Raw genomic sequence first — 23387 nt, 5'->3', positions numbered from 1 at the left:
CGCTTATTCATAACCATAGCATCTCATCCACCATCAAATCGTCGACTTGAGCACATTTTTACTTAACTCATTGAATAAACAAGTTCTCATTTCTAATCTTGACATAGCCTTGCAATAATCTGGCAATAGACACATTTTTTATCGCTAAATTTCAGCTACATTTATTGAGGTTTGTATTAAAAAGGAAATACAAATGAACACTTTTAAAATTAGCCTGATTGGCGCTGCCGTGATATTTGCACTGACAGGATGTAACTCAGATAGCAGTTCAGTTAGCGCAACTACGCCCGTTAGTCTTTCAGTATCAGATGCGCCCATAGATGATGTTTCTGAAGTGGTAGTAACCTACAGCAAAGTGGCGTTTCTTCCTGTTGGTGAAGGGGAGCCTCAAATCTTCAACGTCTACAAAACTGATGAAGATGGCAACTACGTTGATGAAGAAGGTGACCTTCTTCCGGATGATGCAGATCCGCTGCCACTGAGTGTGAACTTATTAGACTTCCAAGGCAGTGACGCTCAGGAGCTCATTGATAACGAAGTGATTCCTACTGGTAACTACCAACTGTGTGTTTTTGCAAACGACGGTGACCATCCTGAATACCCATCTTACGTCGTTGAAGAAAGCACAGGAAACCAAATGCCATTAACGGTAAAGGGTAACGGTAAGTGCCCACAAGGTGTCGGCGATGAGCCTAATTCTGGCGTACTCTTTTTCAATAACCAATTTGCCGTCAATCCAGACAACAACGATTACGTGGTGGAATTCGATTTACGTCGAGGCTTAAAAGATGCAACGGGTAAAGACGAAGGTTACACGATTCAAAGAACGTCAATCAGCCTAATCAACACGGTTACGACTGGTAATCTTGGTGGCAACGTTGATCTCACAACCTACCAAGGCTGCGAAACTGACACGACATCGGGCAACGGTTATGCGCATGCCGTATACCTCTATGAAGGTGATATCGCGCAAGCAGACATGGGGTCTTTTGCCCCAAGTGAGTCTCAAGCCCCTATCGCTTCTGCGAATGTGACCACAGAAGATGAAGGTGCCACTTATCAATATGAGTTTGGTTATGTAGAACCTGGCACTTACTCGATTGGTTACACCTGTACCGCTAACGATGACTCAGAAGAAGGCATTGTGGATGGTGAAACATTCAGTATCTATACATCTACTAGTGGACTGAGTGTTTCTGCTGGCAGCGACACAAACGCAAACCTTTAAGTTTTGAGAGTCATTTAAACGTTAAATGAATAACGGGGCTTCGGCCCTGTTTTTTATACCCCTCTCGGATTATCAATCATTTCTATAAAGTGTTTCCCTCACTCTCCCAATAGTCGAACGCCAAAGATGCCACTATGATTGTTGCATATCGAATTCAAAAGGAATCTCAATTATGCAAAAAATCATCCTGATTACTGGCTCTACAGACGGCATTGGTTTAGAAACAGCAAAAATGTTAGTGGCAGATGGTCACCACGTGATCGTACATGGCCGCAACGAAGCAAAGGTTCAAAACGTAGAGCAAAGCTTGATTGAGATGAACGCTGGCAAAGTGGAAAGCATCGTTGCTGATCTGTCTTCAGTCACAGCGGTGGAGCAAATGGTTACGGAAGTGGCAGAGCGCTTTGGCAAGCTGGATGTGATCATTAATAACGCAGGCGTGTTCGCGACACCTAATTCAAGAACTCAAGAAGGTCTTGATGTGCGCTTTGCCGTTAACACCATTTCGCCGTACATGCTGACAAAAGAGTTGCTACCACTACTTGGTAACACAGGTCGTGTCGTAAACCTATCTTCTGCGGCACAAGCGCCAGTGAGCATCGAAGCCTTGATGGGCGATAAACCACTGTCAGATGGTGAAGCTTATGCTCAAAGTAAACTGGCTCTGACCATGTGGTCACGCGTTATGGGATTGCAGTTGAAAAACGTCGGCCCGATGGTGGTTTCCGTCAATCCAAAATCATTCCTTGGCAGCAAAATGGTGAAAGACGCTTACGGTATCGCGGGTAATGACATCAGTTTGGGCGCAGACATTCTAATTCGTGCTGCACTATCGGATGAATTTGCGCAAGCGCATGGCTCGTACTTCGACAATGACATTGAAGCTTTTGCCGCTCCTCATCGTGATGCGTTGAATGACACCAAATCACAACAAGTGGTAGACGCGATTGAAGCAGTGATTGCTAAACTCGCTTAATTCAACACGGTTGATTCCTCTTAAACACCTAGCTTCGGCTGGGTGTTGTTGTTTTTACGTACTAGCGTTTCTGTTTCTCACGTTTCCGTCTCTGCGCTTCTGAAGCTACCACTATTGCTCATTTTCAATAAAATCTAAAAACTTATTCGATATAAAGGCCAATTATCAACAAACCCTTCTCTTGTTAATCTTCAGCCATCGGGAAAAACGCCAGACTCAAACGCGTTCGTTCCCATTATCTTTCGCGAGTGATGACATCGAATCGTCCCGCTTTTAACTGGAGATCCAACTATGAACTATGAGGGCAAAGTTTACCGACCATGGCCGGAATACCGCAGCATCTTAATCCAAACTACATTGGGTTGTAGCATCAACACCTGCACGTTTTGCAGCATGTTTGATGACAAACGCTTTAAGGTACGCCCTATTGAAGACGTGATTAAAGACATTGAAGAAGCACGCTTGATCTACCCACACGTAGAGTCGATCTTTTTGATTGATGGTAACGTTATGGCGGCACGTACGGATTACTTGCTTAAGATCTTCGACAAACTGCGTTCAACCTTTCCTGAATGCAAAAAGATTTCTCTTTACAGTGGACTGAACGATTTCCGCCGTAAAACCATTGCTGAATTGAAAGAACTGAAAGATGCGGGTTTAGATATGGCCTATTCTGGCCTTGAATCTGGCGACCGCGTTGTTCTTGAGCGCATTAAAAAACGCATGTCACCAGAGCAAGCGATAGAAGGCATGGCAATGGCGAAAGAAGCTGGCATTGAAGTGTTGCTGTCTTTCATCTTTGGTCTTGGTGGTCGTGAACGTTCAAAAGAACACATTATTGCGACAACAGACATCTTGAACCAAATCAATCCTGAGCAAATTGCTCCTATGGCACTTGCGATTCAGCCAGGCACGGTAATGGAACAAGAAGTGAAGAATGGTGAGTTCATTATGCCAACTCAACTTCAAGTGCTTGAAGAAGAGAAATATTTACTCGAAAACTTGAACATTGATACCTTCTACTGGGGCGACCATGGTAACAACATCGTTCCACAAAAAGGTTGGCTGTTGGATTCACGCGAGGATTTTCTGAGAAACATCAATCACGCGATTGCATCTAACCCAATGGCAAAAGACAACGTCATCCAGACTTTCTCTTGGTAGTCGTTCTCTTTCTCGTTAAATGAACACAATAAAAAACGCTTTCCGATTGGAAAGTGTTTTTGTTTATTTCTGATGGGTAGCCAGTTCGGTTTCCCAGTAAGGTGGCTGCCCGTAATACTCGGCAAAGTAATCAATAAAGGCACGGACTTTAGGTGCTATCAAACGTGAGCTCGGATAAACGGCCCAAATGCTAGCGTTCATCACCAATGGATAGTCTTCCAAGATTTCGACCAACTCACCGGCTTGAAGCTGTTTGTAGACACTCCAAATTGAGTTAATCGACACACCAAGCCCATCAATACAAGCATCACGCATCGCATCGCCGTTATCGGTTCTAAAGCTTCCCGAAGCGCGCATCGCATAATGACCATCTGGGGTTTCAAACACCCAATTGTCCAATCCCATTAGCGTCACGCATTCATGCTCAGCAAGTTCTTGCGGTGTTTTCGGCGTACCGTGCTTTTCTAAATACTCTGGTGAAGCAACAATGATGCGACGATCTGGTGCTAGTTTGCGTGCCACCAGCGTTGAGTCTTTCAACTCTGCAAGACGAATCGCGACATCGAACCCGCCTTCAACCATATCAATGATGGAATCAGAGAAACGAAAATCTACCGTTAGCTCCGGATAAGCCGCCATAAAACCTTTGAGAGCAGGCACAAGATGCAAACGCCCAAACGATGCTGGAGCCGTTACTCGAAGCGTGCCAGTTGGTGCACTATGACCTACTCCGACCGCACCTCGTGCCGCTTCTACCGTTGCAAGCACTTCTTCTGCGTGTGGCAAAAATGCCTGACCTTCTTCCGTTAATGAGACCTTACGTGTGGTTCGGTGCACAAGGCGAACGCCAAGCCCTTCTTCCAACTTATTGATGTGAGCACTGGCAACGGCTGGCGATAATCCAAGCTCTTGTCCTGCCATGCTGATGTTGTGCGTTGATGCCAAACGAACGAAAAGTTTGAGATGTTCTATATTCATTTCATTTTCAACTTATTCTATAAAGTCCGACGTCAATGTCGGGCATTTTCATCTGACACAATAGTAAAGCATTGAACGTGAAGCAAAGCTTTTTAAAAGAAATTGCTAGAAGAAACTGATAGGCAAGTAGAAATCTAATTCAAACGCTTCTTCATGATTTAAAAAGTGGTTTTGATGATAATGCACATACGCAGGAGTCGAGCGTTGTTTGAAGCCCGAGTTTGGCAACCATTTCTCCAACACCATACTGATTTGAGGAAGCAACTCACCATACACACCAGTCAACCTGAACACCGCATGTAAGCCCCCCGGGATGGTCATCTGGTTCACCACTCCGCGATACTTAAGCGGTTTATCAATGGCCATGCACGCCACGTAACGACATTTGTCCAACTCAACCCAAGCTGGGTTGGAATGATGCAAACCATATTGAGTAGAAAAGTCTCGATTCTCTGAATTTGCCCACGCCTTCAGTACCAGCCAAGCATTGCGAATAGAACGATTGTAGCCTTCATGGCGAACATAAGCAGCAAAGCGTTGTGGCACTTCTGCAATCTTTGGCTCAGGCAAAATACGCTTCGCCACTCGATGGTAACCCGCGGCCACTTCTGGATCTTTGAGATACGGTTTTTCTGCGACGTGCAAATCATGCTTGCGCCAAGCACCGGGCGACATATCAAACGTAGATTTAAAGGCACGGCTGAATGACGACACAGAACTGAATCCACACTTATTGGCAATCTCTAATACCGACGATTTGGTATCGAACATCAACTGATTTGCTGCGTATTCCATTCGCGTGCGACGAATGTATTGATGAATCGACTCCCCCACCACATCTTTAAAAATACGGTGGAAATGCTGCTCAGAATACGCTGCTACATCGGCTAGCTCTTTAGCGGATAATTCTCTGCTAATGTCTTGGTGAATGTAGAACAGTACGTCATTGATTCTGGAAACCTGTTGCTGACTCATAATTTAGCGTTTGATTGAAATAGCATAAATGGACATGTTTAACAGCATAAATGGACACACTTAAGTTAGCAAATCCCATGTACTATCTTCTGAATAAAACCAAAATTAAAAAATACGAGAAACACAACACATGGAAATCGCACAGTCACTACAACAAGTAAAGTCATCGTACATTCGAGAGATCCTCGCTGCCGCTAGCGATAAAAACGTCATCTCGCTTGCTGGCGGTTTGCCAGATGAGAAGACCTTCCCAATCGACTTAATGAAGCCGACGCTTGAAAACTTGGCCAACATGCCAGAGGTGTTCCAATACGGCTCAACCGCAGGCTATGGACCGCTACTTAGCTTCCTAAACGGTTACTTCAAGCTTCCTGAAACACACACAGCGATGATCACTACGGGCTCTCAGCAAGGTTTGGATTTGATCGCTCGCGCTTATGTGAATCCGGGTGACAAAGTCGTAATGGAAGCCCCAAGCTACCTTGGTGCGATGCAGGTGTTTGGCTTGGTTCAAGCAAACATCGTGACTGTTTCTCAAACAGAATTCGGTCCAAACCTTGAAGAGCTAGAGCAGTGCTTCGCTGAGCAAAAACCGAAGATGTTCTATGCGGTGCCAGATTTCCATAACCCAACGGGCGTATGCTGGGCACTAGAAACGCGTCAAAAGGTTGCAGAACTTTGTATTCAATACAATGTAGCTTTCATTGAAGATGCACCGTACCGCGAGCTGCGTTTCTCTGGTGAAGCTTTGCCTTTGGTTTCTGATTTCTGTCCACAGAATTCTATCGTACTGCGTTCATTCTCTAAGATTGCATCACCAGGTCTTCGTATCGGTGTGGTTACGGGTAAAACTAGCTACCTAGAACCGCTGATTAAAATCAAACAAGGTGCGGATCTGCACTCAAGCGTACCGATGCAAGCCCTACTGCACGGCTTGCTTCAACATGACAACTTCGAAACCCACATCAGCACCATTTGTGAACTGTACAAGTCTCGCTACGATGTGATGTACGCAGAGCTAGAAAAACAGCTCCCAGCAAGTTGCGTACTTAAGCCTGTTGATGGCGGTATGTTTGTTTGGGTAGAGATCCGAGAGTGCGATACCTTTGAGCTGGCAAAATCACTGCTTGCTAACGGTGTGGCCGTTGTACCGAGCCCTGTCTTCTACCCAGAAGGGTCTGAAGTGAAAGCGGCACTGCGTCTTAACTTCACCAATGCAACACCAGAAGAATTGAAAGTGGCGGTGACACGCTTAGCAGACGTACTGAAGCAAATCTAGTTGAATCCCATTCGAAATTATAGCGGTGAAAGCAGACGTTAACGTCTGCTTTTCTTTTAGTTCTGACACTGATACGCGTTAGCGAACATGGTCACTGAGCTTGAGAAGCCAAGTGGTTGATACAAGTAAAGAGTATTGGCTCCTAGCTCTGCCGCTTTGATGCGCATTTGGTTTAGTGTTCCCCACACCATATCTTTATCTGCATGCAACCAGTAATCATAGAAATGCCCCTCAGAGCCGATTACGGTGCCTAGGTGTCGACAGTTCGCAATTGCACTTGCATCGTCCCAAATCACTTTAACTTGCTCAGACTCTTGGGTTGGGAACGTCACGCAACCAGTTAATAACGTTGCTAATGCTGCACCAGTCATTAACTTTTTCATAATTTCATCGCCTTAGAATTAAATAGTCTGCGGATTCTATTTATCGTTTAGACAATGACCAACAAATTATTTTTATGCTTTACATAACCGCTCGTTTAGGAGCTTTCTTAGGCTTCTTTAATGCACGCGCATCGCGAATGTTCAGCGTCATCAATGTTAGGTTCGTGAAACCAGCAAGCAACTCAACCAACTGAACAACATAGAAGGTCGTATCAAACTGATTACTTGCGGCTAAATGCTGCAAATAAATCGCCGCCGGAACCAAAATCAAGATGCCGTTCATCGCAACGAAAGGCATACGCTTTTTCTCTGCCGCTAGAGGTCCTTTTTTCACATTCGGAGCCATCTTTGATCCGGTTATGCCAGCTGCTGCCATAAGAGGGACAACTGCCCAAATCGCGTACGAGATATAAGTTTTAACCGCCAAAATTGCGTGATGATCACCAAACAACTCAACCGCGACTGTACTGGTGAAAAAGCTCATGATGAGCAGGTATGCACTAATAGAGGTGATTCGATGAGCAAAGCTGAGTGTCTTTTTCATAGCGATTTTCTCTTTTCATGTTGTTGGGACTCACGGTACAAAAAAAGATTACACAACAACCATTGCATACGCAACACTTGCACTCAAAACAAAATCATTAAAATTTAGCTTAATTAAATGGATTTTTATTAAGTTTATGTTTTAGTTAATAATTTAATAGAAAACATAAATAACTAGGCGATTTGCTTTTTGACCAAATTAGAGTAAAACAGAGGAGTAAGCGGCAAGAGGGACTGAATTTGACTTCGAAAAACAAACTGATCCGTTACCAATCTAAAGAAGTAGCTGACGTATTCAGCAAAGAAGACGAGTTAATCAAGCTTGTTCAATCTGGTCAACTTTCTCAAGTATTACTGTTGTGGCAAGTCAAAAGCCCTACGCTAGTGCTTCCAGCAGGTAAGAAGTGGACAATTTCAGAGCAACTAGCACAAGATCTAGCAGACTCAGGTTGGAGGCTGTTTTCACGTAAAACCGGCGGTGCACCAGTTCCACAGGTTCCGGGGATCATAAACCTCTCTCACATCTACCACTGGCCTGAAGGTCAACCTTACGACATTAAAAAAGCGTATCTCGACTTATGTTCCGTACTCGCCGTGTTTTTTAAACAGTTAGGTGTCAAAGTTGATGTGCACGCTACGCCAAACTCCTATTGTGATGGCGAATACAACTTAAATATTGATGGGAAAAAAGTGGTTGGGACAGCACAACGTGTCTTACTGAAAAAAGGCGGAGGACAAGTAGTGCTCTCTCAAGCCTGTATTCTCATAGATGCTGACGTAGAAAAAATCGTTGAACCAGTAAAGCTATGTAATCGCCTTTGCGGGCATAACGATGATATTCGTGGCGACGTTCATACTCCCCTATTCGACCATATAGAACAAAAACCAAGTGTTGATACGTTGTTTCAAACGCTGACTCAAGCGTTTTTGGATCACGCGAAGCGTTGAGTCTATTCGCGATATTCATCAAAAAAGGGAGCATTTGGTCCCTTTTCTCACTTATCCAACTCATTAAATTAAAAACGAACTTCCACTTCAACACCCTCAATCCATCTCGTTTGCTCTACGGGTTCATCAAAAGATAATGTGACTTTCAGGTACGCTGGTTGACCTTCAAACGGGCTTTGCAGCTCTTGGGGGAGCTTGTTAACCACTTCAACCGGTCTTGACACTGTCGCAGATAACTTTTTTCCGTCAGGGAAGATGACCTTCGCTTTGGTTCCTTTTTGGCTGTAATCCAGATACTTAGGGTTTAGAAACGCGGTAATATCTGGCGTTACGTTCTGAGCTACCGTCAATAATGGTGCATTCTCTGTAACGCGCTGACCTTCATGAACATGAATATCCAAAACTCGACCACTAAACGGTGCTCTAAACGTCAAGCTCTCTTGTTGGGCACGCTTTACGACAAGCTCTTGCATTAACGCTCGATACTGTTGTGCAACCGGACCCGCCAATGCCAATTGCTCTCTATCACGTTTGGCATTGATGTAAGCTATTTCTTGGTCGCTCAATTGGCTATCAATAGCATTGCTCACGTTAACTACCGCAGCGTAATCCACTTCTGACACCTGACCTTTCTTTCTAAATTGGTCGTACTTTTGCTGAATTTGTTGCACCTTAGCGAGGCTTGTTTTGGTACTGGCTATCGCTTGCTGGTACAGCTCATCAGTACTTTGAACCTTGTTATTGGACAACGAAACCAACTCTTTTTGTAAAAACTCGACTTCTTTGTTTAACGCACTATCTGCCAATAGAATTAAAGACTGCCCCTTGCCTACCTCGTCACCGACATTCGCCGAAATCGGTCCAACAATTGCGGCTTGAGTCGCCGTTATCGTTAATGGATAAGAGGTCACGATACCGGGCGCAGTCACTAAAATCTGCGTCTTAAACAAGTAATAAGCCATAAATAACAGCGGGCTGATAACAATTGCCAAAATCAGATACCAACGAAGTCGATAACCACCACGCTTCGCCTGACCGTAGACGACTTTCATGCCACTCTCAGATTGTGGCTTGTTCTTTTTATCTAAGTGAAAGTTAACTTTCATACTAAAACTTTTTGCCTCGTTTCAATACCCACCAAGGTGCCATGCTAGATTCTTCGTGACTGCGTCTTACTACCTCATTTACCATCGAAAACGCCGTTATTAGGCGCATGAAAAACTGATAAACGGGGTATAGAAATAGCCATTTCGTAAATTTTAAGTCTTCTTTTCTTCTCTCAGACACTAGCCCGATATAAACAATAAATATGATTAGAGAGAGAAATAAATACGTTAAGTACAGCAACAGCATTAACGCTAAAACAAATTTAAGCGGATACGCTATAAGCATATACACAGTAAAAATAACAACTAACAAAGGTAATAAGACGTTTTGAACCACACCATAAGCGAGAGTAAATAGAAAATTGCCCCACCCTAAAAGAGATGGTGATAATCCTTCATTGTGCTTACGCAAAAATAGAAAAAGCAAATCACCATCCCACCTTAAACGCTGCATAACTAGCCCTTTTAAGGTATCTGGAACATCGGTATGCCCAATCGCATGTGTGGCAAAAACTAATTTATTGTTTGGATAGCGTCGCTTATATTGTTTTAAACGCATAGTTAAATCCAAATCTTCTGCTGTATGCGTATCCCAGCCACCCACTTGTTTGAGTAAATTTTTTCTAAAAGCCCCAAACGCACCTGAAATATTATTTAATACGCCCCATTTTGCCATTCCAGTTTTGCCTGCTTGCATGGACAACATGTATTCCAAGGACTGCATTTTTGTCAGAATATTGGCGTCATGATTTCTAACCCGTAGCGCTCCTCCACTTGCAATCACATCTTTCGATGTAAATTGTTTCATCATGGTGAACACCATGTCGTTATCAAAGGAGGTATCACCATCGACGTTAATCACGATCTCGCCTTGAGCAACGGATAAACCGGCGTTAAGAGTCGACACTCGCCCGCCACGTTGCCACTTCGGAATAACACGCACTTTACGGTTACGAACTCCAGCGTGACGTAGTTCACCGTTCAACGCGGCTTTGTAAGTATCTTGGTTCTGTACCGCGCCATCTACAACGGCGAGAATTTCAATGTGACCCGGATACACTTGCTCAACTAAAGTGTCGATGGTGATTCCAATCGCATCCCCTTCGCCATAACAAGTAATGACAAAACTGATCGATGGAAACTGCGTCAACTCAACGTCTTCCAGATTATAAGACCATCGAAAAATGCCCGTTAATACCAACAGATACAAGGGCAGTTCGATAATAATCATGACGGGGAATAGCAGTAGCCACAGCTCTTCATTATGAAGCAGCATCCCGCGAAGATAATCAAGCAGAACAAGACTATCTTGCAGCATAAATATCACCAACCAGTGTTTCTAACCATACCGCTACGCCATCTTCAATACTTGCTTGAGGAAGTGCCCATGAGAAGACATTGAGTTCAAACTCTTCATCTTCAATTTGGCTGCCCAGTGCCGAGAGTTTGTTCTGCAATACCGATAAGCTAGACGTTTCGGTATTCGGCATGAGCACCAGCAGCACATCTTGCTTAAATTGGCAGCAGATATCCGTATCTCTGAATATCTCACTAAGACGCTTAGTCAGTTGATCAATCAAGGAGAAAAGCTTGGCGTCACCGTGCTGCTTTCCGTACTCATCTAACGAGGGAAGGTGTAACCCCAAAAGTAGGTGATGCTCTTTGTGGCGCATAGCGACTTTATTTAGCCACGCGAGTAAGTTCTGGAAGAAACTGTTCTCAACCTTACCTTTGATTGAGAGCTCAGGAGCTTGAGAGGACTTTCCGTGCTGGAATATGTATTCTCCTGCTTCACCTAAACGGTATTGGTACAGCTTGCGCACAATAAGATCATCAACCTTCATCTTCTCATCACAACTCAAGCATTGGCTCATCGTTGCTGCTTCAACAAAAAGATTAGAGCACTGATTACAAACGTGATTCTCTAGAGGGCGGTCATAGTCCACACCAATGTGTCTTAGTTGAGTTAAACACTTTGGGCATTCCAACTTACCGCGGCGTTGAAATGACTGCTGCTCACCAACGTGACCACAAGTAAAGCAATGGAGCGAACTCTGAGACTCAATGTCGATACTGCTGCATTGAGGGCAAACTTCAACGTAATTCAAGTGGCCGCTATTGCAATGCGTACAGACACGAATACGATCCATCAGTTGTTCACTTTCTAAAATATCTCGTGCTTTCTCGGACAACACGTAGCGATAGGTTGAGTAAATGTCAGGGTAAAACGCTTCTATCAGTGGATACGTATAAATTGAAGATGATTCAAGGCTTTTCATCGCCGTTAATCTGCGGTTTCTATTTATGCCAAGCCAGCCAATCAGCGGATCTAACGACGTCACCTGAGATACCGATTCAAGGCGACTTCGCGAGCTTTGCCATGCTTTTAAAGAAGTCGCCATATCAAAAATGCCATCACTAACACTTCGAGAATAAGGCGTTTCAATCGTTGTATAGACAGACCAACTCCATCGTCCTGCATTTTGGTAAAAAGCGTTAAGAATTCCATCAACTTGCTTTGGTTCCAACACATTTATACAAAACATGCCTCCCATTCCAAACGGAAGCGATTCTACATCATTAATATATATAACATTTTCAAGTTCATATTCTGTTGGTTTATCGCCAATCCAATAGAACGTTTCATTCCCAATTAACATACTAATTACTCACACAAATATTTTAACGCTCCAGTCATTTAAAATATAGAAAGTTACTATTATTTAATCGACGGAAACGTGTGAAATGCTGGGAACCTGAAATAACATAATCAGGCACAACAGAAGTTAATTTTTAAAGTGTCAAATAAAGGGCCACAGAGCAGATATTTCGCACTGATAGCCTTATGGTTCAATTAATGACGAGAGGAATGAAACCAAACCACATTGATAGGAATTTTAATGTATATTTTAAGTTAATATGACTACGAAAAAGCATTGAGGAACCTTTATTAATAAGCTGAATTTATTATTAACTTGGTATATAATTCCTTTAATAACCACTATATTTTTAAAAGCACATCCTTGATGATCAGCATTTAATCATACAACCCCGTCTCATAGTTAAGACGGAATTATCAATATTAATAACTTTACCTCACACAAGTAGCAACCAATCTATTAACTTTTATTTTTCAATCACAAAGCGTAATCGTTTCGCTCGTTATATATATCAGATAAATACTCGACAAACTCAAACTGCATCCCATGATCTTCCAAGTAATAGACGTTTTTACGAAATGGGTGATCGGCCCCCCAGTGGTCAAGCTCATAACCCACTTCTTTTAATCGAGCGACGAGCGCATCAACATCAGGAACGACGATGCCGAGGTGCTTCATGCCAGTAAAATGTGTAGTCCAATGCCCAGCATCGCCATCTCCACCATCGGAGATCGCGATGTAAGAATGCTCATCTCCGACATGAAACCATTCGATGGGACGTCCAAACCAGTCATCAAGCTTACCGCTGCCACGGATTGTCCACTCTGGAATAGCAGTCGTTAAAAATTCAATGGTTTTGCGCGCATTTACGACAGAGATATTGGCGTGTTCAACATAGCTTTTCATAACGTTGTTCCTTGTTAATTTGGGTTATCGTTTTAGTTTTCCTTTTGCTTGTTCAACACTCTAAAACCTCAAGCAAACTTGAGGTAAAGACTGCATTTTAACGCTATCGTGAGAAATGAGATCTGCTTCAAAAAATTATCCATGACAGAAATAGTTGAAGCTAACGCCTAAAAGCCTCAGAATGTCGCACTTTTCGCGTCGCGCATAAAATCGACGCCTTGTTATCAAACTCGACAATTGAGAATCATACATATGGGTTTTACCTCGTTAGGTCTATCTGCTCCAATCCTTAAGGCTATTCAGGAAAAAGGCTACGACACCCCTTCGCCGATTCAGGCTCAAGCAATTCCTGCTGTTTTGGAAGGGAAAGACGTAATGGCAGCAGCACAGACTGGTACAGGTAAAACGGCGGGCTTTACGCTGCCAATTCTTGAACGTCTGTCAAACGGTCCACGCGTACGCGGCAACCACATCCGCGCATTGGTGCTGACACCAACTCGTGAGCTTGCTGCCCAGGTACAAGAAAACGTATTCATGTACAGCCGTCACCTACCTCTAACGAGTGCAGTGGTATTTGGTGGTGTGAAGATCAACCCACAAATGCTTCGCCTGCGTAAAGGTGCAGACGTATTGGTTGCAACACCAGGCCGCCTAATGGACCTATACAACCAAAATGCAGTGAAGTTCGACCAACTAGAAATGCTAGTACTGGACGAAGCAGACCGCATGCTTGACATGGGTTTCATTCGCGACATTCGCAAGATTCTTGAATTGCTACCGAAGCAACGTCAAAACCTATTGTTCTCTGCGACATTCTCAAACGAAATCCGTGAGCTTGCGAAAGGTCTGGTCAACAACCCTGTTGAGATTTCAGTTAACCCAGCAAACTCGACAGCACGCACCGTAGAACAATGCATCTACCCAGCAGACGTGAAGAAGAAAGCACCAATGCTGGTCAAGCTGATCAAAGATGGCGATTGGAAACAAGTATTGGTATTTACCAAAACCAAGCATGGCGCAAACCGCTTAGCCAAGTTCCTAATCGACCAAAAGATTACAGCAGCTGCAATTCACGGCAATAAGAGCCAAGGCGCACGTACTAAAGCTCTAGCTGACTTTAAATCTGGCGAAGTTCGCGTATTAGTCGCAACAGACATCGCTGCGCGCGGTATCGACATTCCTCAGCTTCCTCAAGTGGTTAACTTTGAGCTGCCAAAAGTAGCTGAAGACTACGTTCACCGTATCGGTCGTACTGGTCGTGCTGGTGAAGTGGGTAAAGCGATTTCTCTAGTGTGCGCACTTGAAGCATCAGAGCTGTTTGCGATTGAACGTTTGATTCAACAGCTGCTTCCTCGTAAAGAGCTAGAAGGCTACGCACCAACTAACGTATTGCCGGAATCGAAGCTTGATACCCGCCCTATCAAGCCAAAGAAACCGAAAAAGCCTAAGAAGCCAAAAGCAGAAGGTGAAAACGGCCAAACTGCTGAGAAGAAAAACAGCGGCGGTAACAACAAACCAAAGCGTCGTTTCAACAGTGACAACAAAAACGGTAAAGGCGAAAACAAATCTGGCAAAGGTGGCGCTGGTAAGCCAAAAGGCAACCGTGATGGTCAAGCTCGCACAAACGACAAGCCAAGCGGTAACAAGCCGAATACCAAACAGCCTAATACGAACAAATCAGGCGCAAAGCCTTCAAACGGTAAACCGTCAGGCAACAAGCCATCAGGACAACGTCGCAAGCCACGTCCGCAAGTAGCTAAGTAATAAAAAACAGCCCCTCACAATGAGGGGCTGTTTTTTTGGCAGTATGGTGAGTAGCAGGCTTAGATTAATGCCACTCCATTTCACCACTTAGCACTTTCGCGCCCAGTTCAAGATCGCCTTCTGTCGCAGCAAACTGAGGGTACTTAGCCTTCATCACTGCCGAAATCTCGCTTGATGATGGCTTACTTAATTTTTCTAACGTCTGCTCAATATCTTCGATGTAGTTCATGGTGAACTGAATACCTTCCACACCTTTCGGCATATCACCTAGGTAGTGTCCAGGAATCACGGTTTTTGGTTTCAGTGCTTTCATGCGCTCCAGCGATTGGGACCATTGAGCACGCTCTTGTTTCGACTGAGTGTCCGCCATCCAAACATGAACGCCACTGTAAACCGATACACCACCAAATACCGTTTCCGCCGAAGGCACCCAAAGGTAAGCATCATGAGTATTGATTTCTTTTACTTCAATGCGCTTACCTTCAAGCGTCAAAGTCGTGTCATTGAGTACAGTAGGCACAACAATTTTCGATGGTGCCCCCTCTTCCAAAATAGGTCCCCAGTACGCCAGTTTCGCGTCTTTTGTTCGCTCGATATGTTTAACAACCGCTTCACTCGCAACCACTTTCACATCAGGGAATTCCGCAACAATAGGCTCTAAACCAAAATAATAATCTGGGTCACCGCTGCTGATGTAAATCATCGACAGCTCTTTGCCACTCTTTTTAATCTGTTCCACCAACTTTTTTCCGTCTTTGACACTAAATTGTGCGTCAAACAACGTCAGCTCTTTTTCACCAGAAACAAGCACAGAGCTTGCAGGAAAGATCGCATTTTCACCGGGGTTGTAGTGGGTAATCGCTAAGTCAGCAGCCGACACATAGTTCGATGCCGCTAGTGCTGTGATCAGTAGAGTAATTGAACGCTTATTCATCATCTTATTCCGTATTAGAGAACCAACTCATGCGGCTCGTTTAGTGTTGAGGCCATCTTATTTGATTGGTTTTAGATGAAATAGACAGCAAATTAACTTTCACTGTTGCAAAATCCGGACATATACTGTGACGGTAATTTTCTTAAGGTGAAGCAGCAAAATGGACAGACTTGAGGCAATGAACGTCTTTGTCACGATCGTAGAGCGTGGCAGTTTGAGTGCAGCAGCAGAGCATCTCGACATGTCCCGGACTAAAGTGACACGCTATTTAGGTGAGCTCGAAAAGTGGATGGATACTCGTTTACTCCACCGCACAACTCGAAGTCTCAGCTTAACCAGTGCAGGGAAAGAGACACTTGAGATTGCACGAGAGCTACTTGCACTTGAAGAATCCTTAAGCGGAATCCGAAACCAAAATCGAGTGAATCTAAAAGGTCAATTGCGTATTACCGCAAGCTATTCCATTGTGAGTAGCTTCCTCATTGATGCAATCACAAGCTTTGTTGAACAGTGGCCTGATGTGGCGATTGATATTGTGTCGACAGATGAAACCGTAAACCTCGTGGAATCACGCATTGATCTTGCCATACGCATCACCAATGAGTTGCCTGCTAATGTCGTAGCAAAGCAATTAGGTGAATGCCGCTCGGTGATATGTGCTTCCCCCAAATATTTCGAACAAAAAGGCGCACCGTTAAACGCCCAAGACCTAGGACACCACAATTGTCTTTCCTTTAGCTATTTTGGTCGTTCCGAGTGGATATTCTCTGGACCAAACGGTGATGAATCAGTCTCCATCAAAGGCAATATCAGCGCGAATACCCCAGAAGTACTGCTTGCTGCCGCTTTAAATGGTAACGGAATCAGCTTACAGCCTTTCCCAACCGTGAAGGATTTGCTCACTGAGGGTAAGTTGATTCAGCTGTTACCAGAATGGCACCCAAAAACGTTAGGCGTTCATGCCATCTATGGCACACGTAAACAAGTCACACCGTTATTAAGAGCCTTTATCGACCACCTCTCCACCAGCATGTCGGAATCCAAGCGCTGGTAAGCACTTTTCTGAACATTCACGTTAAAACGAACATCCAGTGGTTACTTAAATAGAAAGCCGCTGATCATCTCAGCGGCTTTTTCTTAGAACTTCAATTCACGTTATTGAAGCGGCGTGATGCGGATATTAGCAATCTGCGCTTCATTCATCTCGCCATCTACGCCACCTGAGTAAATGTAGGTTTCATTAGATTTCAAGTAACTCATATTGAAATGGTCTTTGAGAACCAGTCGGTATGATTTGCCTTGTTCTAGAGAGACTTCAATCGGTGTTGAGTAACGCATACCTTTGTTCTCACCAATATGGCCCATTTGAATATAACCTTTACCAACTGACTGACCAGATTCGTCGAGAACTTCGAGCTCTTTCACTGCGTTAGTAATACCGGTATTTAGTTGGCCTAGGTTATTGTTATACCACGCCGCCAACTGGTATCGCCCGCTAGTAGGGACGGAGAAAGCACTCAGACCATTTACATCACCACTATCTTTGCTCACAGTGACTACCGATACATCGTCTTTTAACGGTTGGTACTTACCCTCGAGTTTGACGCGAATATCTTCCCCAACACAAACAGGCTCACTTGGGTTAGAACGGAAGCCTTGTTCATTAATACTCTCAGCCAAATAACACGCAAAGCCGCTTAAGGTATCGCTGTATTCTTTTCCGTTAACATTGCTTTGGATCAGTTGACCATTTCGGTACAAGTTAATGTTGTAGTCACTAGTTACACCAATCGTCACATTATTGTTAGCGCGAGCGACATCGAGCTTAGGCTCTTTTGGAGAAAATACTTTTGCGCTTTCTGTTGTGTAAGGTTTAACGCCATCCACCACTTTTATACTGCTATCGTCAGCGACAAGACTACCCAAGGTGACTTGGTAGTGACCATTATCATCAACCGTTACCTCTTCCACTGGATAGTAACCGTTTGACTCGCCTTGTGCTTCTGGCAGGTGAATCGTCACAGAGTAATTTTTACCCTTGAAGCTAAAGTTCTCCAATGTAATCTGATCTGATTGAGCAAAAAGTTGATTGCGAACCCATCCTGTAATGAACGGTTTAACTTCCAATTGTCCTGTTTCAGTGTGAATACCAAAGATAGTTTCGACTACCATATTGAGGTAACCACCTACCGACCATAGCTGGCGCTGGGAGTTAATTACTGGGCCATCAAGAGAAGCATCTGCACCATGATCACTGTGAATAATGAACGATTTACCAGACAACCACTCCAAGTTTTCCATATTTGATAGGTTTGTTGCAGTACCGCGAACTAGGGATTGAATCGCATTGTTAGCCGCTGCCACGTTTTGAGTATGATGTGCAGCGCGTAAGCTATATGCGGTGACAAATGGCCAAATCGCGCGGTTGTGATAAACAGGAACACCTGGCTGTTGAGGGAAGTAAACTGGCACACCAAACTCACTATGAGGATAGTTTTCCATAATTTGTTTCGCCTGAGCATCACTGGCAATGCCACTTATAATTGCAAGCGCTTCACCTAGCATGTCATATTTATCGACCGCAATATCCTGCCCGTTGTCAAACAGGTAGCTGACGTACATACCGCGGTTCTCATTCCAAAAGTGCGTATTGATTGATTGCTTCAACTGATTCGCCCAATCGGTATATTTGACGGCATTTTTAGAGTCAAACTGCTCTGCCAACTTCGCTGCTAAGCGCATTGCTCGATAGTGAACCACGTTTGTTGATAGCGCCTTGCTACTACCAATCGCATTAACATCATCTGGCGTCCACGTAGAGTATGTCTGCTCGCGCCAGTCCAAGAACGACTGTTCACCCGTGTAAAGACCTGAGTCTTGATCAAACGCCGCTAAACGGTCGGCTTCCAGCGTGTTGCTAACTGCGTTGTAAGCGCGCTCTGCGAATTGGTTGTAAGCTTCGCCATCCAGTGCCGACAGTAAACGTTCTGCCCCTAGCGCCCAAGTTGTTCGGTCAGTACTGATTGGCCAACTGCCACCAGTGCCTGTATCTTGGACGATTTGCTCACCGTCATATTGTTTATCGGTTGAATCACGGAACGCAGATAATTTGAATTCCAAACCATTTTCAACACGAGTAGGGTTCATCAATGCCAAAGACAAATCAGCCGCATAGGCAAGATCACGCGTCCAAACATAGTGCCATTTAGCGCCTGTTTCGAACACTTCTGCTTTAATTGGTTTGTTGTAGTTATAGTTGCCATCTTTGATTTCAGAGACAGCGAGTTGATCGAGCTCTTTAAGAGTTAGCGCAAACAACGCGTCAAACGCAGTGTCACCAGACACAACTCGTGGGCCATCCTGCTCGGTAATCACCATACCTTGATCGAGAGCATCTCGTAACTCAGTTGTCGTTGATATACCAAACTCACGTTGTGCCGCTTTTGGATCGTTGACTGAGAAAGTCACCGTTTCATTACTACCGTCGTAATTAGCGAAGAGTTTGACTTCTTTTACTTGGTGACCTTCGTGCACCATGGCTGGATCAATAATAGCATCAGAATAGTACTTCTCGGCTTCGGCCTGCGTCGCTTTGGTGACCGTCATCGTTGCGCTACTTTCACTGGCAAAGTTCACTGAGAACTTGTAGTACCCTTTATCAGCGAACGTAATTTCCGAGTTACAGTCATTGTTCATGCACGTTTCATTCGTCTCTGGCTTAGGCAGATAGTCTTGAGGCTGGTCAAATACCGCAGGATCTGAAAAGTGTGTGTACTCAATTTGCCAACCCGGATCGGCAATCTTGAATTGGTTACTACCACGAGCGACGCGCAGAACCGTCTCATATTCATTGTTGCCTAGATAGTTAAGCTTAGCGTGTTCGGCGGTTCCCCAATCGCCGTTTAAGCCACGTAAGTACAGGTCGGCAGAAATAATTGGTTTATCCACTACTTCCGGACTATCTGAATCGGAACCGCAGCCAGATAAACCGATACATGACGCGACAGCAAGCGCAATAATACTTGGTTTCATAGTTATCCCTTAGGTTGTTATTTTGGGCGATAGTCTAAGAAACCATTGGTTCAACGAAAAATAGGCGAACCGCAAACAGATATAGATAACATCTATATCCACTAAACCGAACGTGACTGAGATCTACGAAAGGCATTTATCTTCGAATAAATGAGGTTTTAAATTTGTGATTTATAAATATTATTGTGCAAAATACTCCCACTTAAACTATGGGTAACACGTATGGATAAATCACTTCAGCAGTTTTTACTTGTAGCTCGCTGCAAAAGCATCAGTGCAGCTGCAAGGTTAGCAGGGTTAAGCCAACCTACGGTCACCCACAACTTGAAAAAGCTAGAAGACAACCTTGGTGTCATGTTATTTGAACGACACGCAAATGGTATGGAGCTAACCGAGTATGGGCGCATCCTCTATCGTCATAGCAATGCAATGCAGCACGAGTACAACCAGATGATGCAGAGCATTGGTGAACGAAAACAATACCAAGTAGGCAAAATTAAAATGGGAACGGGCGATGCGTGGTGGCCTTTGTTTGCCAAACGCGCACTCGACGAGCACCTTGCTCAATCTCCCTCCGCATCTACTCACGTAGAGTTTGGTAATCACCTCGCTTTGATGGATTCGTTAATCAACGAGCAAATCGAATTCTTTATTGGCCATGAGATCGTTGGCCTATCAGAAAAATGTGATGTCACGTTTATCCCTTTGTTTCAAACCGCTGATGACTTCTTTGTTTCACCGAGCCACCCTCTTCTCGGTCAAATAGTCACAGAGCGAATGCTGCACGAATACCCAGCGCTCTCAGTAACTTATGACGCAAAAAAGTTCAGTCACGTCATTGATAACCCCATTCCAAAGCAAAATGAAAGAGAACGCCAGCAACTGGATGATAGACCGACTTACGAAATTGACTCATTACTTGCAAGCATTGATACCCTTAAAGACAGCGTTGCTGTAATGTCCTATACCAGCCATCTGAGTGATTATTTGGAGTCGTTCGGTTTGCAGAAACTAACTATGGAACAAAAAGCGAAACCGGGAACGGTAGGGATTTATCGTCACCGACAAGAGACCTCGGAATCTCACTTAGCTTTGATCGAAAGAATAACGAAACTGGCACAGAGTTTAAGTTGAAAATGGACGAGGTGTAACGATGACATACGATGAATTTAATCAGTTCTGTAGCTCATTCGCTGCCACTTCCCATGTAGTTCAATGGGGCGACGCGCACGTTTGGAAAGTAGGTGGAAAGGTGTTTGCTATTGGTGGCTGGAGTAAAGACAAGCAGCCTGCATTTACGTTTAAGACTTCCCCTTTAAACTTCGATTTTTTAAGTGATAATGAAGGCTATATTCCTGCCCCTTATTTCGCAAACCGAGGTATGAAGTGGATTCAGCAAACGGAAACCTCTGGACGCCTAGACGAAGAGCTAAAGTACTATTTATCAGAATCTTATCGATTAGTTGCACTTGGCTTGAGTAAGCGGAAACGCGAAGAATTGGGCATTGAACTGCCACTAGCCAAATCCTAAGGATTAACATGGAAGGTCTTGTTAACTTATTGCTCGCCGACCCTGAGCGTATGAGGGTTATGAAGTGCGTTCGTTCACTGGCTTTACCAGATTGCTACATTGCTGCCGGCTTTGTTCGAAATCTAGTTTGGGACCATCTTCATCACAAACCGCAGCCAACCCCACTTAATGACCTTGATATTGTCTACTTCGACCCAAATGAAACAGATGACAAGGCAGCGTTTATTTATGAAGCCCAGTTAGCTGCAATGATGCCAGAGCTCAACTGGCAAGTTCGCAATCAAGCAAACATGCACCTAAGGAATGGTGATATACCTTACCAAAGTACCTTGGATGCGATGAGTTACTGGCCAGAAAAAGAGACGGCTGTTGCTGCAAGACTGAACGAAAAGAACCAGATAGAGTGCATCTCAGCGTTCGGATTTGAGTCTTTGTTTTCTGGTTACCTTACTTGGAATCCAGAACGACCATTGGTTTTATTTCGACAACGATTAACTAAGAAAAATTGGCTAACAATTTGGCCAAACCTAAAACTTGTACTCAAGTAACCTCAACATAAACTAAATAAGAAGGACTTTATCTTTATGATCACTTGCTACGTTCGTTATGTCATTGATGCCAAAAAGACCAAGGAGTTTGAAGAATACGCAAAAATGTGGATTCCGTTAGTAGAAAAATTTGGCGGACAACACAACGGCTACTATCTTCCATCTGAAGGCGCCAACAATATTGCACTGGCATTATTTACATTCCCAAGCCTCGCGGCGTATGAGAAATACCGAGAAAACTCACTCAACGATGAAGAGTGCATCCAAGCCTTTAAATTCGCGGAAGAGACCGACTGTGTATTGAGTTACGAACGCAGCTTCTTCAAACCTGTTTTTAGCTAACTCAGACACACCGCGCTTGATGCCAATATCCTTAAAAGCGCGGTGTTACTAATCCCCAACCTCTGTACGATGCAACCTTTTCATGCGACACATCGAAACGTTCGCCTTATTGAAATTGAGTGTGAAAACGCTCAATCAAGAAGTCCAAAAACAAACGAAGTCGCTTGGGTTGATATTGGCGACTCAGGTAAATCACATTCAAATCTGCACCTGCGGAAGAAGTTGATGCGTTGAAGTTCTTCATATAGCCATTTAACACCGTCACTAAACGCTGCTGTTTGATGTCCTCTTGTACATCAAGAATCGATTTCAACGCAATACCTGCCCCATCTAACGCCCATTGACGAATCACTTCGCCATCATCAGAAAAACGCTTCGGTACGACAGTAACTACATTGTGCTGCTCTTCATCTTGAAAGTGCCATGTTTTCAACTCTTCATTGCTGCGAACCATGGCTAAACAATCGTGCTGTGCTAAATCTTGTGGCGTGATCGGCGTGCCTTTCTTTGCCAAATACTGAGGAGAAGCGCAAAGCACTCGGCGACTGGACGCCAATTTGCGAGAGATAAGGTTGCTGTCGGCTAGCTCCCCATATCGGATGACGATGTCCAAACCGGATTCAGCCAAATTGGATAAGTTATCGTTCAAATACAGATAAGGGATCACATCGGGATAGAGCTGACTAAATTCCGACAGTATTGGCGAAATGTATTGCTTGCCAATATCACGAGGAGCCGAGATTTTAAGTGTGCCGCGCACTTCTTTGGTGCCAGTTTGGAGCAAGTTCTCCGTCTCTTTTACGCTGTCGATGATTTCCAAGCATGCCTGATGGTACATAGCGCCAGAGTCCGTCAGTGAAATATGCCTTGTACTGCGATTAAGTAATTTCACCCCATAACGGTCTTCCAGCGACTGCAATCTTGCCGTTACTGTTGCCGGCGATAAGCCGAGCTCTCTGCCAGCTGCCGCCAGCCCTTGGTTCTTCACTATGCTGACAAACAGCGTCATATCCGAAAACTTGTCCACATTCCCTCCTAAAACCTCATTATTCGACTGAACTGAATAATCAATTCAAATATTACCCAATTA

General features: G+C 44.2%; 22 protein-coding genes. 11 read left to right on the top strand and 11 right to left on the bottom strand.

What is annotated here, in order from left to right; all coding sequences use genetic code 11:
- Positions 1-193 precede the first annotated feature (193 nt).
- The 3 genes from J4N37_RS22605 (at position 194) to J4N37_RS22595 (ending at position 3368) form a co-directional block, all read left to right on the top strand.
- Positions 194-1228: a DUF4382 domain-containing protein gene (locus J4N37_RS22605; protein WP_252042436.1), complete on the top strand. Its 1035-nt coding sequence runs from the start codon at positions 194-196 to the stop codon at positions 1226-1228.
- A 172-nt stretch (positions 1229-1400) separates the two neighbouring features.
- Complete coding sequence (locus tag J4N37_RS22600) at positions 1401-2204, top strand: SDR family NAD(P)-dependent oxidoreductase (protein WP_252042434.1); 804 nt, start codon at positions 1401-1403, stop codon at positions 2202-2204.
- Positions 2205-2495: 291 nt separating this feature from the next.
- The gene (locus tag J4N37_RS22595) at positions 2496-3368 is read left to right on the top strand and encodes a B12-binding domain-containing radical SAM protein (protein ID WP_005439157.1); all 873 of its coding nucleotides are present in this window, start codon (positions 2496-2498) and stop codon (positions 3366-3368) included.
- 63 nt (positions 3369-3431) lie between these two features.
- On the opposite strand, the gene J4N37_RS22590 is transcribed toward J4N37_RS22595, so the two are convergent.
- Positions 3432-4346: a LysR family transcriptional regulator gene (locus J4N37_RS22590; protein ID WP_005439159.1), complete on the bottom strand. Its 915-nt coding sequence runs from the start codon at positions 4344-4346 to the stop codon at positions 3432-3434.
- A 105-nt stretch (positions 4347-4451) separates the two neighbouring features.
- On the bottom strand, positions 4452-5321 hold the full coding sequence (locus tag J4N37_RS22585) for an AraC family transcriptional regulator (RefSeq protein WP_252042433.1): 870 nt from the start codon (positions 5319-5321) through the stop codon (positions 4452-4454).
- A gap of 130 nt (positions 5322-5451) precedes the next feature.
- Between J4N37_RS22585 and J4N37_RS22580 the strand changes: the two genes are divergently transcribed.
- On the top strand, positions 5452-6600 hold the full coding sequence (locus J4N37_RS22580) for an aminotransferase-like domain-containing protein (RefSeq protein ID WP_252042431.1): 1149 nt from the start codon (positions 5452-5454) through the stop codon (positions 6598-6600).
- Positions 6601-6656: 56 nt separating this feature from the next.
- Here J4N37_RS22580 and J4N37_RS22575 read toward each other — a convergent pair whose 3' ends face one another.
- Complete coding sequence (locus tag J4N37_RS22575; RefSeq protein ID WP_010452905.1) at positions 6657-6983, bottom strand: DUF4156 domain-containing protein; 327 nt, start codon at positions 6981-6983, stop codon at positions 6657-6659.
- A gap of 79 nt (positions 6984-7062) precedes the next feature.
- A complete protein-coding gene (locus tag J4N37_RS22570; protein WP_252042430.1) occupies positions 7063-7527 on the bottom strand; it encodes a hypothetical protein in 465 nt (154 codons plus the stop codon).
- A gap of 239 nt (positions 7528-7766) precedes the next feature.
- Between J4N37_RS22570 and J4N37_RS22565 the strand changes: the two genes are divergently transcribed.
- Positions 7767-8474: a lipoate--protein ligase family protein gene (locus J4N37_RS22565; protein WP_252042429.1), complete on the top strand. Its 708-nt coding sequence runs from the start codon at positions 7767-7769 to the stop codon at positions 8472-8474.
- 68 nt (positions 8475-8542) lie between these two features.
- Here the strand turns inward: J4N37_RS22565 and J4N37_RS22560 are convergent, their stop codons facing one another.
- The 4 genes from J4N37_RS22560 to J4N37_RS22545 all read right to left on the bottom strand — a co-directional run bounded on the left by J4N37_RS22560 (position 8543) and on the right by J4N37_RS22545 (position 13146).
- A complete protein-coding gene (locus J4N37_RS22560) occupies positions 8543-9580 on the bottom strand; it encodes an HlyD family secretion protein (protein WP_252042427.1) in 1038 nt (345 codons plus the stop codon).
- Between the two features lies 1 nt (position 9581).
- Complete coding sequence (locus tag J4N37_RS22555) at positions 9582-10898, bottom strand: glycosyltransferase family 2 protein (protein WP_252042426.1); 1317 nt, start codon at positions 10896-10898, stop codon at positions 9582-9584.
- On the bottom strand, positions 10885-12240 hold the full coding sequence (locus J4N37_RS22550) for a TackOD1 domain-containing metal-binding protein (RefSeq protein ID WP_252042425.1): 1356 nt from the start codon (positions 12238-12240) through the stop codon (positions 10885-10887). The genes J4N37_RS22555 and J4N37_RS22550 overlap by 14 nt, the downstream gene beginning before the upstream one ends.
- A gap of 477 nt (positions 12241-12717) precedes the next feature.
- Entirely contained in the window at positions 12718-13146 is a 429-nt protein-coding gene (locus J4N37_RS22545) for a VOC family protein (RefSeq protein WP_252042422.1), read from the bottom strand.
- A gap of 252 nt (positions 13147-13398) precedes the next feature.
- Between J4N37_RS22545 and J4N37_RS22540 the strand changes: the two genes are divergently transcribed.
- A complete protein-coding gene (locus J4N37_RS22540; protein WP_252042421.1) occupies positions 13399-14910 on the top strand; it encodes a DEAD/DEAH box helicase in 1512 nt (503 codons plus the stop codon).
- A gap of 64 nt (positions 14911-14974) precedes the next feature.
- Here J4N37_RS22540 and J4N37_RS22535 read toward each other — a convergent pair whose 3' ends face one another.
- The gene (locus tag J4N37_RS22535; protein ID WP_252043303.1) at positions 14975-15844 is read right to left on the bottom strand and encodes a Vmh family MBL fold metallo-hydrolase; all 870 of its coding nucleotides are present in this window, start codon (positions 15842-15844) and stop codon (positions 14975-14977) included.
- A 160-nt stretch (positions 15845-16004) separates the two neighbouring features.
- Here J4N37_RS22535 and J4N37_RS22530 point away from each other — a divergent pair, with 160 nt between their 5' ends.
- Positions 16005-16898, top strand: coding sequence for a LysR family transcriptional regulator (locus J4N37_RS22530; protein ID WP_252042420.1), 894 nt, complete (start codon positions 16005-16007; stop codon positions 16896-16898).
- Between the two features lie 101 nt (positions 16899-16999).
- On the opposite strand, the gene J4N37_RS22525 is transcribed toward J4N37_RS22530, so the two are convergent.
- Positions 17000-19876 (bottom strand): MGH1-like glycoside hydrolase domain-containing protein, encoded by a 2877-nt coding sequence (locus J4N37_RS22525; RefSeq protein ID WP_252042417.1) that lies wholly within the window; start codon positions 19874-19876, stop codon positions 17000-17002.
- Between the two features lie 222 nt (positions 19877-20098).
- Here J4N37_RS22525 and J4N37_RS22520 point away from each other — a divergent pair, with 222 nt between their 5' ends.
- From J4N37_RS22520 to J4N37_RS22505, 4 genes are read left to right on the top strand one after another with little or no spacing between them, the layout of a single operon-like run.
- Entirely contained in the window at positions 20099-21010 is a 912-nt protein-coding gene (locus J4N37_RS22520) for a LysR family transcriptional regulator (RefSeq protein ID WP_252042416.1), read from the top strand.
- Positions 21011-21029: 19 nt separating this feature from the next.
- A complete protein-coding gene (locus J4N37_RS22515; RefSeq protein WP_171305444.1) occupies positions 21030-21407 on the top strand; it encodes an MmcQ/YjbR family DNA-binding protein in 378 nt (125 codons plus the stop codon).
- Between the two features lie 8 nt (positions 21408-21415).
- Complete coding sequence (locus J4N37_RS22510; protein ID WP_045385634.1) at positions 21416-21955, top strand: nucleotidyltransferase family protein; 540 nt, start codon at positions 21416-21418, stop codon at positions 21953-21955.
- Between the two features lie 36 nt (positions 21956-21991).
- Entirely contained in the window at positions 21992-22297 is a 306-nt protein-coding gene (locus J4N37_RS22505; protein WP_171305445.1) for an NIPSNAP family protein, read from the top strand.
- A gap of 106 nt (positions 22298-22403) precedes the next feature.
- Here J4N37_RS22505 and J4N37_RS22500 read toward each other — a convergent pair whose 3' ends face one another.
- Positions 22404-23324, bottom strand: a complete 921-nt coding sequence (locus J4N37_RS22500; RefSeq protein ID WP_045385629.1) for a LysR family transcriptional regulator — start codon at positions 23322-23324, stop codon at positions 22404-22406.
- Positions 23325-23387: the final 63 nt, after the last annotated feature.

The sequence above is a fragment of the Vibrio sp. SCSIO 43153 genome (assembly GCF_023716625.1).
Classification (GTDB): domain Bacteria; phylum Pseudomonadota; class Gammaproteobacteria; order Enterobacterales; family Vibrionaceae; genus Vibrio; species Vibrio rotiferianus.
This window is presented reverse-complemented; position numbering and strand designations above follow the sequence as displayed.

Bases quoted from the DNA above. Each gene is read 5' to 3' on its own strand.
- J4N37_RS22555 (WP_252042426.1), bottom strand. From the start codon at position 10,898: ATGCTGCAAGATAGTCTTGTTCTGCTTGATTATCTTCGCGGGATGCTG.
- J4N37_RS22575 (WP_010452905.1), bottom strand. From the start codon at position 6,983: ATGAAAAAGTTAATGACTGGTGCAGCATTAGCAACGTTATTAACTGGT.
- J4N37_RS22510 (WP_045385634.1), top strand. From the start codon at position 21,416: ATGGAAGGTCTTGTTAACTTATTGCTCGCCGACCCTGAGCGTATGAGG.
- J4N37_RS22550 (WP_252042425.1), bottom strand. From the start codon at position 12,240: ATGTTAATTGGGAATGAAACGTTCTATTGGATTGGCGATAAACCAACA.
- J4N37_RS22580 (WP_252042431.1), top strand. From the start codon at position 5,452: ATGGAAATCGCACAGTCACTACAACAAGTAAAGTCATCGTACATTCGA.
- J4N37_RS22545 (WP_252042422.1), bottom strand. From the start codon at position 13,146: ATGAAAAGCTATGTTGAACACGCCAATATCTCTGTCGTAAATGCGCGC.
- J4N37_RS22520 (WP_252042416.1), top strand. From the start codon at position 20,099: ATGGATAAATCACTTCAGCAGTTTTTACTTGTAGCTCGCTGCAAAAGC.
- J4N37_RS22515 (WP_171305444.1), top strand. From the start codon at position 21,030: ATGACATACGATGAATTTAATCAGTTCTGTAGCTCATTCGCTGCCACT.
- J4N37_RS22530 (WP_252042420.1), top strand. From the start codon at position 16,005: ATGGACAGACTTGAGGCAATGAACGTCTTTGTCACGATCGTAGAGCGT.
- J4N37_RS22595 (WP_005439157.1), top strand. From the start codon at position 2,496: ATGAACTATGAGGGCAAAGTTTACCGACCATGGCCGGAATACCGCAGC.
- J4N37_RS22600 (WP_252042434.1), top strand. From the start codon at position 1,401: ATGCAAAAAATCATCCTGATTACTGGCTCTACAGACGGCATTGGTTTA.
- J4N37_RS22605 (WP_252042436.1), top strand. From the start codon at position 194: ATGAACACTTTTAAAATTAGCCTGATTGGCGCTGCCGTGATATTTGCA.
- J4N37_RS22590 (WP_005439159.1), bottom strand. From the start codon at position 4,346: ATGAATATAGAACATCTCAAACTTTTCGTTCGTTTGGCATCAACGCAC.
- J4N37_RS22505 (WP_171305445.1), top strand. From the start codon at position 21,992: ATGATCACTTGCTACGTTCGTTATGTCATTGATGCCAAAAAGACCAAG.
- J4N37_RS22540 (WP_252042421.1), top strand. From the start codon at position 13,399: ATGGGTTTTACCTCGTTAGGTCTATCTGCTCCAATCCTTAAGGCTATT.
- J4N37_RS22535 (WP_252043303.1), bottom strand. From the start codon at position 15,844: ATGAATAAGCGTTCAATTACTCTACTGATCACAGCACTAGCGGCATCG.
- J4N37_RS22585 (WP_252042433.1), bottom strand. From the start codon at position 5,321: ATGAGTCAGCAACAGGTTTCCAGAATCAATGACGTACTGTTCTACATT.
- J4N37_RS22560 (WP_252042427.1), bottom strand. From the start codon at position 9,580: ATGAAAGTTAACTTTCACTTAGATAAAAAGAACAAGCCACAATCTGAG.
- J4N37_RS22525 (WP_252042417.1), bottom strand. From the start codon at position 19,876: ATGAAACCAAGTATTATTGCGCTTGCTGTCGCGTCATGTATCGGTTTA.
- J4N37_RS22570 (WP_252042430.1), bottom strand. From the start codon at position 7,527: ATGAAAAAGACACTCAGCTTTGCTCATCGAATCACCTCTATTAGTGCA.